This is a genomic window from Streptomyces sp. NPDC001843 (genome assembly GCF_042891955.1).
Taxonomy (GTDB): Bacteria; Actinomycetota; Actinomycetes; order Streptomycetales; family Streptomycetaceae; genus Streptomyces.
Genome location: NZ_JBIATQ010000007.1, coordinates 461,713 through 473,794 on the forward strand (window position 1 = coordinate 461,713; position 12,082 = coordinate 473,794).

Here is a 12,082-nt window from a genome sequence, read left to right on the forward strand (position 1 = left end):
GAGTGCCGAACCAGCCATCTCGCACGTGCTCGTCCGTCCCATGCGTCATGAACGGAATGAACGGAGCTGATGCACATGAACCGCCGCACGATTCTGGCCTCGGCCGCGGGAGCCGCCCTGTTGCTCGCCGGCTGCACCGGTACGGGGGGCTCCACGAAGGGCGCCGACGCTAAGGCGCCGGACGACCCGTCCAAGGTGAGCGGGACCATCACGGTCCTCACCCAGCGGACCGACCTCGTGCAGGACGGCACGATGAAGAAGTACGCCGCCGAGTTCAACAGGACGTACCCGAAGGTGAAGGTCAAGTTCCAGGCCCTCACCAACTACGAGTCCGAAGTCAAGATCCGTATGAACACGGAGAACTACGGCGACGTCCTGCTGATCCCCGCGGTGATCAAGAAGAGCGACTACCCCAGGTTCTTCGCCTCCCTCGGCACCCAGCAGGAGCGCGCCAGGAAGTACCGGTTCACCGACTTCACCACCGTCGACGGCAAGGTCTACGGCCAGAGCCCGATCGGTGTGACGCCCGGCTTCGTCTACAACAAGCGGGTCTGGAAGCAGGCCGGCGTCACCGCGTGGCCCACCACCCCGGCCGAGTTCCTCGACGACCTCAAGGCGATCAAGTCGAAGACCGGCGCGATCCCGTACTACACGAACTTCGCCGCCCAGTGGCCGCTGACCTCCTGGACGTTCGTGAACGGCTCGGTGCACTGCGACACCCGGGCCACCACCGAGCTCGCCGACGGGGACCCCTGGGCCGAGGGCGCGGACCTGCGCGTCGGCGACGGACTGCTGTACGACATCGTGCACGACGGGCTCGCCGAGAAGGACCCGACGACCACCAACTGGGAGGCGTCCAAGGCCCGGTTGGCCAAGGGAGAGATCGCCACGCAGTGGCTCGGCACCTGGGCTGTCATCCAGTTCCAGGACGCGGCCCGCAAGGCCCGGGTGAACCCCGACGACATCGGCTTCATGCCCTTCCCCGCCCAGGTGGACGGCAAGTTCTGCGCGACCGTCGGCCCCGACTACAACCAGGCCGTCAACGTCCACTCCGCGCACAAGGAGGCGGCCCGCGCCTGGATCGACTGGTTCACCGACAAGTCCGGCTACGACAAGGACAACCTCGCCATCTCCCCGCTCAAGGACGCGCCCCTGCCCACCGTCCTCAAGCCGTACGAGGACGCGGGTGTGAAGCTGATCGAGCTGGACGACTCGGCGGGCGCCAAGCTCAAGCTCGTCGACGACCAGTCGGAGGTCGGCATCTACAAGCCCGACTACCGCCAGGACCTGGTCGACCTCGCGCGCGGCGCGAAGAGCGGCAGCCTCGACGACTTCCTGAACGGCCTCACCAAGAAGTGGACCGCGGCGCAGAAGACCGTGGGGTCGGGGTCCTGATGACGGACACCACCCGGAAGGCGGCCCACGGGGTGACCACGGCCCCGGCCCGGCCGGCGCCCGTCCCGCAACCGACGCCCCGCCGGAAACGGATCGGCCGGGCGGCGACCCCCTGGCTCTTCCTGCTCGCCCCGCTGGCCCTGCTGATCACTTTTACCTACGCGCCGATCGCCAACATGGTCGCGTACAGCTTCACCGACTGGGACGGCGTCAGCCCGGAACTGCACTACACCGGCACCGGCAACTACACCGAACTCTTCACCCGGCCCGACCTCTTCGAGGTCTTCTTCGTCAGCGGCTACTACCTGGCCGCCTCCGCCGTGCAGATCGTCGCCGCGCTCTACTTCGCGACCGTCCTGAGCTTCGACGTCCGCTTCCGGAACTTCTTCAAGGGCGTGCTTTTCTTCCCCTACCTGATCAACGGGGTGGCGATCGGCTTCGTCTTCCTCTACTTCTTCCAGGACGGCGGCACCCTGGACTCGGTGCTGAGCCTGTTCGGCGCGCACTCCCACCACGCCTGGCTGGGCACCCCGGTCTCCGCGAACCTCTCCCTCGCGGGCGTCTCCGTCTGGCGCTACCTCGGCCTGAACTTCGTCCTCTTCCTCGGCGCGATCCAGTCCATCCCGGGGGAGCTGTACGAGGCGGCTGAACTGGACGGCGCGAACCGCTGGCAGCAGTTCCGCCACATCATCGCGCCCGGCATCAAGCCGGTGGTGACACTGACCGTGATCCTCTCGGTCTCCGGCTCGCTGTCCGCCTTCGACATCCCCTACATCATGACCGGCGGTGCGACCGGAACGGAGACCTTCGTGATCCAGACCGTGAAGCTGGCCTTCCAGTTCAACAAGACGGGGCTCGCCTCGGCGGCCGCTGTCGTCCTGCTGCTGATCGTCCTGGCGGTGACCTGGCTGCAACGGCGGCTCGTCCCCGACGACAAGGTGGACCTGGTATGACGCGCGGTACCGTCGCCCGCACCCTGGTGTACCTGTCGCTGATCACCGCGACGGTGGTCGTGCTGCTCCCGCTCGGCGCCGTCCTCCTGACGTCCCTGAAGACCCCGAAGGAGATGGCCGACGACAGCGGCGCCCTCACCGCGCCGCACGACCTGCTCAACTTCCACAACTACGTGACGGCGTTCCAGGACGGCGGAATGCTGCGGGCCTTCGGCAACACGGCCTTCATCCTGGTCTTCGCCATCGGCGGCACCGTTCTCATCGGCTCGATGACCGCGTACGCCATCGACCGGTTCACCTTCCGCTTCAAGAAGCTCGTGGTGGCGCTGTTCCTGCTGGCCGCGCTGGTCCCCGGTGTGACCACCCAGGTGGCCACCTTCCAGATCGTCAACAGCTTCGGCCTCTTCGACACCCGGTGGGCGCCGATCGCGCTCTACATGGGCACGGACATCGTCTCGATCTACATCTTCCTGCAGTTCGTCAGGTCGATCCCGATCTCCCTCGACGAGGCCGCCCGGCTGGACGGCGCCAACGCCTTCACCATCTACCGGAAGATCATCTTTCCGCTGCTGAAACCCGCGACGGCGACCGTGGTGATCGTGAAGGGGATCGCCGTCTACAACGATTTCTACATCCCCTTCCTCTATATGCCGTCCCAGGATCTTGGCGTGATCTCGACGTCTCTTTTCCGCTTCCGCGGCCCCTTCGGCGCCCACTGGGAGACGATCTCGGCAGGAGCGGTACTCGTGATCCTGCCGACGCTGATCGTCTTCCTGTGCCTGCAGAGGTTCATCTACAACGGCTTCATGAAGGGGGCGACCAGGTGAGCGGCACCCCGGGCCGCACCTCGGTCAGGGGGTCTCGGCGGTCAGAGCGGCCACCAGGACCGGCGTCACCAGCTCCACCTGCCACGGCCGCGCCCCGTGTCCGGCGAGAGCCGCCGCCACGGACTCGTCGTCCACACTCTTCGGCGGCTCCCAGCAGAGCCGCCGCACCGTGTCCGGGGTGATCAGGTTCTCCTGTGGCATGTTCAGCCGCTCGGCCAGGGCCGAGACCCCTGCCCGGGCGGCGGACAGCCGCGCCGCGGCGGAGGGGTCCTTGTCCGCCCACGCCCGGGGCGGCGGCGGCCCGGTGACCGGCTGCCCCGGCTGCGGAAGCTGCGCGTCGGGGAGCGCCTTGGCGCGGTCCACCGCCGCCTGCCACTGCTCGAGCTGCCGCCGGCCCACCCGGTGGCCGAACCCGTTCAGCGCCGCGAGGGCGTGCACGTTGCCCGGCAGGGCGAGCGCGGCCTCGACGATGGCGGCGTCACTGAGCACCTTGCCCGGCGACACGTCCCGCCGCTGGGCGATGCGGTCCCTCGTCTGCCACAGTTCGCGCACGACGGCGAGCTGCCGCCGGCGGCGCACCTTGTGCATCCCGGACGTACGGCGCCAGGGGTCCTTGCGCGGCTCGGCGGGCGGCGCGGTCGCGATGGCGTCGAACTCCTGCCGGGCCCACTCCAGCTTGCCCTGCCGGTCCAGCTCCTTCTCCAGGGCGTCGCGCAGGTCGACGAGCAGTTCGACGTCCAGCGCGGCGTACCTCAGCCACGGCTCGGGCAGCGGCCGGGTCGACCAGTCGACGGCGGAGTGGCCCTTCTCCAGTACGAAGCCGAGGACGCCCTCGACCATCGCGCCGAGGCCGACCCGGGGGAACCCTGCGAGCCGGCCGGCCAGCTCGGTGTCGAACAGGCCGCTGGGCATCATGCCTATCTCACGCAGACAGGGCAGGTCCTGGGTGGCCGCGTGCAGCACCCACTCGACGCCCGACAGGGCCTCGCCGAGGCCCGACAGATCGGGGCAGGCGACGGGGTCGATCAGCGCGGTCCCGGCGCCCTCACGGCGCAACTGCACCAGATAGGCGCGCTGCCCATAGCGGTAGCCGGAGGCGCGCTCGGCGTCCACGGCGACGGGGCCGCTGCCCGCGGCGAAGGCAGCGACCACCTCGGTCAGCGCGGCCTCGTCGGCGATCACCGGGGGAATGCCCTCGCGCGGCTCGAGAAGAGGAATCGGCGCCGCCGTCGCAGAAGATCCGCCGTCGTCCGGAGGGGTTCCTCCGGTGGTGCGCAGTGGCATGTCTGCTGCGGTCTCTTGGGCGTCGGTCACCTGTCAAGGGTATCCGTGTGTGGACAGCACCCGTCGACGGAACGTTCCGTCGACGGGCGTGGGAGGGGCGTAAACCAGTCAGGAACCGGTCGGGCGGGTGACAGCTGTGGTTCACATGGACGAACGCCGGAGAGGTCAGTGGATGATCCCGGTACGCAGGGCCACCGCCACCATCCCGGCCCGGTCGCCCGTGCCGAGCTTGCGGGCGATACGGGCGAGGTGGCTCTTGACGGTCAGGGCGGACAGCCCCATCGAGACGCCGATCGCCTTGTTCGACTGGCCTTCGGCGACCAGCCGCAGCACCTCGACCTCGCGGCCGGACAGCTCCCGGTAGCCGCCCGGGTGGCTCGGGGCGCCCGGGGGACGGCGGTGCATGCGGGCGGCGGCGCCGATGGGGGCGGCACCGGGCCGGGCGGGGAGTCCGATGTTGGTCCGGGTGCCGGTGACGACGTAGCCCTTGACCCCGCCGGCCAGGGCGTTGCGCACGGCGCCGATGTCGTCGGCGGCGGACAGCGCGAGGCCGTTGGGCCAGCCAGCGGCGCGGGTCTCGGACAGCAGGGTCAGGCCGGAGCCGTCGGGGAGGTGGACGTCGGCGACGCAGATGTCACGGGGGTTGCCGATGCGGGGACGAGCCTCCGCGATGGACGAGGCCTCGATGACGTCGCGTACACCGAGCGCCCACAGATGGCGGGTGACGGTGGAGCGGACGCGCGGGTCGGCCACGACCACCATGGCGGTCGGCTTGTTCGGGCGGTAGGCGACCAGGCTTGCGGGCTGCTCGAGGAGAACGGACACCAGGCCTCCTGGGGTGGCGGGGACGGGGCCGGCTATGGGGATGAAGCCGGGACGAACCGTGCTTTCAAGGTCACAGTCGTCTTCGGCACCAAACGTGTCCGCCTTTAGGGAATGATCACGATCCAGTGAGTAACAATACGGGCAATTCGGACACGCGATCGATCACCCGAAGATCGAGTCGGTCCGAGCCGGTGCGATTCCGGTTCGGAAAGTGGCCGTATCGACAAAGAGAGGGTCAACGAAGGGTGAGTCGGTCGACCATCGGGTAGACGCCGCCGCATCCTCAGTGGGGCCGACGGGACCGGTGGGGCGAGCGGGACTGGCGGACCAGCGGAAGTGATGGCGAGCGGGACTGACGGACCAGCGGGACTGACGGACTAGCGGGACTGGGGTCCCCTGCGCTGCGGCAGGGTCACCACGGACGCGTCGCCGGGTGCGGCCGGCGGCAGGCCCGCGACCTGGGCCAGCAGGTCGCACCACGAAGCGAGGTGGGCGGCGGTCTCCGGGACCCCGCCCAGGCCCTCGCGGGGCGTCCAGGAGGCGCGGATCTCGATCTGCGAGGCGGCGGGACGTTCGGACAGCCCGCCGAAGTAGTGCGAGCTCGCGCGCGTCACCGTGCCGCTCGGCTCGCCGTACGTGAGACCGCGGGCCTGCAGGGCGCCGGTCAACCACGACCAGCACACCTCGGGCAGCAGCGGATCGGCCGCCATCTCCGGCTCCAGCTCCGCGCGCACCAGGGTCACCAGTCGGAAGGTGCCGCGCCAGGCGTCGTGCCCGGCCGGATCGTGCAGCAGCACCAGACGGCCGTCGGCGAGGTCCTGGTCGCCGTCGACGACCGCGGCCTCCAGGGCGTACGCGAAGGGGGCGAGCCGCTGCGGAGCGGGCGTCGGCTCCACCTCGATCTGCGGCCGCAGCCGGGCGGCCCGCAGTGCCTCGACCGCGGCACGGAAGGCCGGCGGGGTCCCGCCGCCCGTATGCCCCTCCGCTTCCCCCGTCTCCTTCGCGTCGTCCATCCCACCAGCGCCGTCCGACAGTCGTCCCTGAGCCGCAGCCATGCGGGGAAGAGTAAGGGGAACGAGGGCGTCGTGCAGGGCAGACACCCCGCACCGGCGGTCGCCGCACCCCGGCATGGGCCCCGGCGCCGCCGTGCGAGACTTGCCCCGTGAGTGCCAACGAGACTTCCACCGGCGGGCAGCCGACGCCGCCGTCCGCGACGTACGACTCCCCCTTCCTCAAGGCGTGCAGGCGCGAGCCCGTGCCGCACACGCCCGTGTGGTTCATGCGGCAGGCCGGGCGCTCCCTGCCGGAATACCACAAGGTGCGCGAGGGCGTCGGGATGCTGGAGTCCTGCACGCGGCCCGAGCTGGTCGCCGAGATCACGCTGCAGCCCGTGCGCAGGCACAACGTGGACGCGGCGATCTACTTCAGCGACATCGTCGTACCGCTGAAGGCCATCGGTATCGACCTCGACATCAAGCCCGGCGTCGGCCCGGTCGTCGCGCAGCCGGTCCGCACCCGGGCCGACCTCGCCCGGCTGCGCGACCTGACCCCCGAGGACGTCTCCTACGTCACCGAGGCGATCGGCCTGCTCACCCGCGAGCTGGGCGGCACCCCGCTGATCGGCTTCGCCGGCGCACCGTTCACCCTCGCCAGCTATCTCGTCGAGGGGGGTCCGTCCCGCACCTTCGAGAACGCCAAGGCGATGATGTACGGCGACCCCGAGCTGTGGGCCGACCTGCTGGACCGCCTCGCGGACATCACCGCCACCTTCCTGAAGGTGCAGATCGAGGCGGGCGCCTCGGCGGTGCAGCTGTTCGACTCCTGGGCCGGAGCGCTGGCCCCGGCCGACTACCGCCACTCGGCGATGCCGGCCTCGGCGAAGGTCTTCGAGGCGGTCGCGGGGTACGGCATCCCGCGCATCCACTTCGGCGTCGGCACAGGCGAGCTGCTGAAGCTCATGGGCGAGGCCGGCGCGGACGTCGTCGGCGTCGACTGGCGCGTCCCGCTGGACGAGGCCGCCCGCCGGGTCGGCCCCGGCAAGGCGCTGCAGGGCAACCTCGACCCGACCGTCCTGTTCGCCGGCACCGAGGTCGTCGAGGCCAAGACCCGAGAGGTCCTCGACGCGGCCGCGAAGCTGGAGGGCCACGTCTTCAACCTCGGCCACGGGGTCATGCCGGCCACCGACCCGGACGCGCTGACCCGACTCGTGGAGTACGTGCACACGCAGACCGCCCGCTGACTCACCCCCTGCCGGGGCGGCTGGTGACGCGTTCCGGACGTTCAGCCGGCCGGCCTGTCAGGTGCACGAAGGCGTCATCGAGGGTCGGCCGGCGCACGGTGAAGTCGGTCACCCGGACGCACGCGTTGCGCAGTGCGACCGCCACATCGGCGACGTCGCCGAGACCGTCGTTCAGCTGGATGGCCACCCGGCCCTTCTCGGCGTCCACCGTCGGCACCGTCGTCAGGGCCGGTCCGAGTGCGGCGAGCACCTCCCCGACCTCGGACGGTGCCGCCACCGTCAGTTCCAGCCACTCGCGCCCCACTTTGCGTTTCAGGGCGTCGGGTGTGCCGTCGGCGATCACCCGGCCGGCGTCGACTACCACGATCCGGTCGGCGAGGAAGTCGGCCTCCTCCAGGTATTGCGTCGTCAGCAGCACGGTCACACCGTTGTCCACCAATTCCCGGACCAGGTCCCACAGCGCCATCCGGCTGACCGGGTCCAGGCCCGTGGTCGGCTCGTCGAGGAAGAGGACGGGCGGCGAGGTGATCAGGCAGCTCGCGAGGTCCAGACGGCGCCGCATGCCGCCGGAGTAGGTACCCGCCGGCCGGTGGGCGACGGCCGCGAGGCCGAAGCGCTCCAGAAGTTCGTCCGCGCGCCGGCGCGCGGCCCGCCGGCCGAGATGCAGCAGCGTGCCGAGCAGGACGAGGTTCTCGTGTCCGGTGAGCACCTCGTCCACCGCGGCGTACTGGCCGGCGAGGCCGATGTGCCGGCGTACCTCGCGCGGCTGCCTGACCACGTCGAAACCGGCGACCTCGGCATGGCCCCCGTCCGGCTCCACGAGCGTCGTGAGTACTTGCACGGTGGTCGTCTTGCCCGCCCCGTTGGGGCCGAGAAGGCCCAGCACCGTACCGGCCCCCACCTGCAGGTCGATCCCGCGGAGCGCCTCGACGTTCTGGTAACGCTTGCGGATGCCCTCCGCCCGGATGGCTGTCTCCACCTCCGCCGCCCCGCCCCGCTCAGCGCACCGGGTCCGCGGACCGCTCCCGCAGGCTGCGCGGGCGCATGTCCGTCCAGTGCTCCTCCACGTACGCCAGCGCGGTGTCGTGCGGGCTCTCGTCGAGCGCCACGGTCCAGCCGGGAGGTGTCTGTGCGAAGGCGGGCCAGAGGGAGTACTGGGTCTCCTCGTTCACCAGGACGAGAAACGTACCGTTCTGGTCGTCGAAGGGATTCGGCATGGTCGTCACTTCCGTTCTGTCGTCGAGTGGTCGGGGTCAGCGGAGTTCTGGAACTCGACTGTGGCAGGCGCCGCTGACACCGGACTGATGCCGTGGTGCATGCCGGGCCGGGTCAGTCGAGACGCACCGCCAGGCTCGTGTAGCCGTACACGAAGTTGGAGTAGAGCATCTGCGGCCTGCCGAGGATCTCGATGTGCCCGACCTTGGACCGGAGTGCGCAGAGCATGGCCTCGACATGGGTGCGCCCGAGGAACGCCCCGAGGCAGAAGTGCGGCCCGTGTCCGAAGGCCACATGCTTGTTGGGGCTCCGCGCCAGATCGAAGCGCTCCGGGGCCGGGAAGACGTCCTCGTCGAAGTTGGCGGAGCTGTTCCACAGGGTGACCACGTCGCCGGCGGCGATGGTCCGGTCACGTATCTCCACCTCGGCCAGCGCACGCCGGCCGAAGTGCATCGCCGGAGTCGTCCAGCGCAGCACTTCCTCCGTCGCGGTGCTGGTGTCGACCGCACCTTCCTTCAGAGCCTTGAACTGGTCAGGGTGCTCGGCGAGCGCGATCACCGCGCCGACGGACGACATCCGGCTGGACTCGTCCCCGCCGAGGATCAGGCTGTAGCAGTTGAAGACGATCTCGTCCTCGCTCAGTGGCCGGCCGTCGACTCTCCCGGTGGCCAGGGCACTGATCACGTCGTCGCCCGGCCGGCGGCGCCGCTCGGCCGCGAGGCCGGAGAAGTAGAGCAGGATCTCGTTGCGGGCCAGCCACTCTTCTTCCGCGCCGTGTTCCGCGCTCGTGCGGGAAAGCGTCTGCGTGTTCCAGCGGACGAGTTGCTCCCGGTCTTCGGCCGGGACGCCCATGAGGTCGCCGATGGTGTTGATCGGGATGTGGTCCGCCAGGTCGGTGACGAAGTCGAACGAGCCACGCTCCAGCGCCCGGTCCAGAAGGGCGGCGGTGCGGCGGTTCACCCCCTCCACCACAGGCTCGAGCACCCGGGGGGAGAACGACTTGAGCATCAGGTTGCGGATCTCCCGGTGCCGCGCCCCGTCGGTGACGGCGAGCATCTTGCGGGAGGCCGAGTCCTCGCCCTGGAGCAGGGTGGCCAGGACGTTGCCGCGTTCGGAGGTGAACCGCTTGTTGTCCCGGTACACGGACAGGACGTCGGCATGGCGCGAGAGCACCCAGAAGGGGGGCGCACCCGTGGTGGCCCGGTGCCGGTGCACAGGACGTTCGGCGCGGAACCGGGCCCACATGGCCCGCAGGCCGGGGAGGGCGAAGGTGAGCGGATCGGTGAGGTCGATGCTGTCCAGGTCGTCGACCGTCGGTACGGCATCTCCCATGGTTTCTCCTTACGGGGCAGGTACGAGGGCGCGGGCCGCGGCGCACGGTCGCCGCGGCCCCGCTTCAGGAGGCCGCCGTGCGGAAGCGGCGCAGACTCAGCAGCACGGTGAGGGTGAAGACCGCGCCGAGGGACACCACGATGGCGAGGGACGCGTGCTCACCGGCGAAACTCCCCTGGGTGGCCGTCGGATTGCCCCACAGCTCCCGGGTCCGGGTGACCACGGCGCTGACCGGGTTCCACTCGGCGAGCGGGCGCAGCCACCCCGGCAGCCGGTCGACGGACTGGAAGGCGTTGGACAGGAAGGAGAAGAGGACGGTCACCAGGCCGGCGACCACGTTGATCGTCTCGAGATTGCGGGAGAACAGCCCCAGCAGCACACCGACCCAGAGCATCGCGTACATGAACAGGGCGAGCAGCAGGAAGCCGGCGAGGACGGGGAGCGGTCCACTGCCGGGCCGCCAGCCGAAGAGGACACCGAGCACCGTGACAACGGCCAGGCCGATCAGACCGACGGCCAGGTCGCCGAGGGTGTGGCCGAGCAGGACCGCGGGCCGGGAGATCGGCAGGCTGCGGAACCGGTCGACGAGCCCGCCGCGCAGGTCCGTCGCGACGGCCACCGCGGTGGGTCCGATGCCGGCGAGTCCGGCCTGGGCGGCCACGCCGGCGAACATGTACTCCTGGTAGCCGGCCCCGCCGGTGACCGACAGCGATCCCCGGAAGAGGTAGCCCAGCACGATCATCGAGACGAGCGGGTTCATGATGATGCCGATCAGGCGGCCGGGGGCCCTGCGCAGGCGGCGCAGCCTCCGGCCCGCCACGGCGAGGGACTCCACGGCCAGCGCGACGGGCGGCGCGGGCGTGCGTACCTGAGTGAGCGTCACCATGCCCGGTCACCGCCCCGCCTGCCGTTGTGCGCCCGGTCCCTGAGGCCGTCCACGGACCGCGGGACCGATTCCGTCCCGTTCGTGCCCAGCCCCTCCGCGCGCGTCCCGTCCAGCCGGTCGAGCGCGGCGTCGACAACGCGGCCGACGACGGCCTGCGGGCCCGGGTGCATCAGGTACTCATGACCGCAGTCGATCCGGTGGATCCTCAGCTTTCCGTCCACATGCGGCTCCCATCGTCCGGTCTGGTCGGCCAGTTGGTCCGCCGTCCACTCCTGTGTGGCGGCGAACAGGTGCATGTCCCCGCTGAAGCGGCCGGCGGTGAAGCGCTCCATCAGGTCGCCGTGGGTGCGGGCCAGGCGCAGCAGCCTGGGGATCCCGCGTTCACCGAGTTCGGCGAGCGGATGGCTCTCCTGCCGCAGGACGTCCAGGAGTTCGGCCGGCGTCACCGCCGGCCGCCCGGTGAACTCGCCGCGGCTGTGGCCGAGGGCCTCCAGGGCCCGCAGCAGCAGTTCCTGGTCGTCGTCCTCCTCGTCCCGTCCGGTACTGCCGAGATAGCCGTCCAGGTTGGCGAGGAAGTCGACCTCCTCGCCGGCCTGTTGCAGCTGTACGGCGATCTCGTGGGCGAGCACTCCGCCGTAGGACCAGCCGAGCAGCCGGTACGGGCCGTGCGGCCGCAGCGACCGGATGCGTCCGATGTACTCGGCGGCCACGGCGCGGATGTCCTCGGGTGCCGGTGACGCGCCGCCGACGGCGGGTGACTGCAAGCCGTAGAGCGGATGGCGCCGGTCGAGGTGCCGGGCGAGTCCCACGTACGGGAGGCTGAAGCCCAGTCCGCTGTGCACGAAGAAGAGAGGGGGTGCGTCACCGGCCGGCCTGATGGGGAGCACCGTGGCGAACGGGTCGAGGAGTGTCTCCTGGGCCGGTCCCGTCTTCTCCGCGCGGACGGCCAGTTCCGCGACGGTACGGTGCAGGACCACGTCGGCGACGCTGATCCGAAGGCCTGCGGCCTGGGCCCGGCTGACCATCCGGACGGCGAGGAGGGAGTGGCCGCCGAGTTCGAAGAAGCTGTCGTCGATGCCGACGCGTTGCAGTCCCAGGGTGTGGGCGAACAGTGAGCACAGCACCT

The 12,082-nt window shown here is 70.4% G+C and carries 12 protein-coding genes; 4 read left to right on the forward strand and 8 right to left on the reverse strand.

The window, feature by feature from the left end:
* The first annotated feature begins 75 nt into the window (after positions 1-75).
* Genes ACFYZQ_RS20500 through ACFYZQ_RS20510 form a run of 3 tightly spaced genes read left to right on the forward strand, consistent with a single transcriptional unit; the run spans position 76 to position 3,175 of the window.
* Positions 76-1,395: an ABC transporter substrate-binding protein gene (locus ACFYZQ_RS20500; protein WP_389149422.1), complete on the forward strand. Its 1,320-nt coding sequence runs from the start codon at positions 76-78 to the stop codon at positions 1,393-1,395.
* Entirely contained in the window at positions 1,395-2,348 is a 954-nt protein-coding gene (locus ACFYZQ_RS20505; RefSeq protein WP_389149424.1) for a carbohydrate ABC transporter permease, read from the forward strand. Before ACFYZQ_RS20500 ends, ACFYZQ_RS20505 begins: the two co-directional genes overlap by 1 nt.
* Positions 2,345-3,175, forward strand: coding sequence for a carbohydrate ABC transporter permease (locus ACFYZQ_RS20510; protein WP_389149427.1), 831 nt, complete (start codon positions 2,345-2,347; stop codon positions 3,173-3,175). The genes ACFYZQ_RS20505 and ACFYZQ_RS20510 overlap by 4 nt, the downstream gene beginning before the upstream one ends.
* Before the next feature lie 24 nt (positions 3,176-3,199).
* Here the strand turns inward: ACFYZQ_RS20510 and ACFYZQ_RS20515 are convergent, their stop codons facing one another.
* The 3 genes from ACFYZQ_RS20515 to ACFYZQ_RS20525 all read right to left on the reverse strand — a co-directional run bounded on the left by ACFYZQ_RS20515 (position 3,200) and on the right by ACFYZQ_RS20525 (position 6,339).
* Positions 3,200-4,489 carry a ribonuclease D gene (locus tag ACFYZQ_RS20515; protein ID WP_389149430.1) on the reverse strand — a complete coding sequence of 430 codons (1,290 nt, stop codon included), beginning with the start codon at positions 4,487-4,489 and terminating at the stop codon, positions 3,200-3,202.
* Between the two features lie 135 nt (positions 4,490-4,624).
* Entirely contained in the window at positions 4,625-5,284 is a 660-nt protein-coding gene (locus ACFYZQ_RS20520; RefSeq protein ID WP_388800201.1) for a LuxR C-terminal-related transcriptional regulator, read from the reverse strand.
* Between the two features lie 377 nt (positions 5,285-5,661).
* Positions 5,662-6,339 carry a DUF3000 domain-containing protein gene (locus ACFYZQ_RS20525; RefSeq protein WP_389149433.1) on the reverse strand — a complete coding sequence of 226 codons (678 nt, stop codon included), beginning with the start codon at positions 6,337-6,339 and terminating at the stop codon, positions 5,662-5,664.
* A 107-nt stretch (positions 6,340-6,446) separates the two neighbouring features.
* On the opposite strand from ACFYZQ_RS20525, the gene hemE reads away from it, so the two are divergent.
* Positions 6,447-7,523, forward strand: coding sequence for a uroporphyrinogen decarboxylase (gene hemE / locus ACFYZQ_RS20530; RefSeq protein WP_389149436.1), 1,077 nt, complete (start codon positions 6,447-6,449; stop codon positions 7,521-7,523).
* A gap of 1 nt (position 7,524) precedes the next feature.
* Here the strand turns inward: hemE and ACFYZQ_RS20535 are convergent, their stop codons facing one another.
* From ACFYZQ_RS20535 to ACFYZQ_RS20555, 5 genes are all read right to left on the reverse strand, one after another.
* Positions 7,525-8,502, reverse strand: coding sequence for an ATP-binding cassette domain-containing protein (locus ACFYZQ_RS20535; RefSeq protein WP_389149439.1), 978 nt, complete (start codon positions 8,500-8,502; stop codon positions 7,525-7,527).
* Positions 8,503-8,521: 19 nt separating this feature from the next.
* Complete coding sequence (locus tag ACFYZQ_RS20540; protein WP_389149442.1) at positions 8,522-8,740, reverse strand: MbtH family protein; 219 nt, start codon at positions 8,738-8,740, stop codon at positions 8,522-8,524.
* Positions 8,741-8,852: 112 nt separating this feature from the next.
* Entirely contained in the window at positions 8,853-10,070 is a 1,218-nt protein-coding gene (locus ACFYZQ_RS20545; protein ID WP_389149445.1) for a cytochrome P450, read from the reverse strand.
* A 64-nt stretch (positions 10,071-10,134) separates the two neighbouring features.
* Positions 10,135-10,956, reverse strand: a complete 822-nt coding sequence (locus tag ACFYZQ_RS20550; protein ID WP_389149448.1) for an ABC transporter permease — start codon at positions 10,954-10,956, stop codon at positions 10,135-10,137.
* Positions 10,950-12,082 (reverse strand): alpha/beta fold hydrolase (locus ACFYZQ_RS20555; RefSeq protein ID WP_389149451.1); only part of this gene is annotated, 1,133 nt, incomplete at its 5' end. The genes ACFYZQ_RS20555 and ACFYZQ_RS20550, both read right to left, overlap by 7 nt.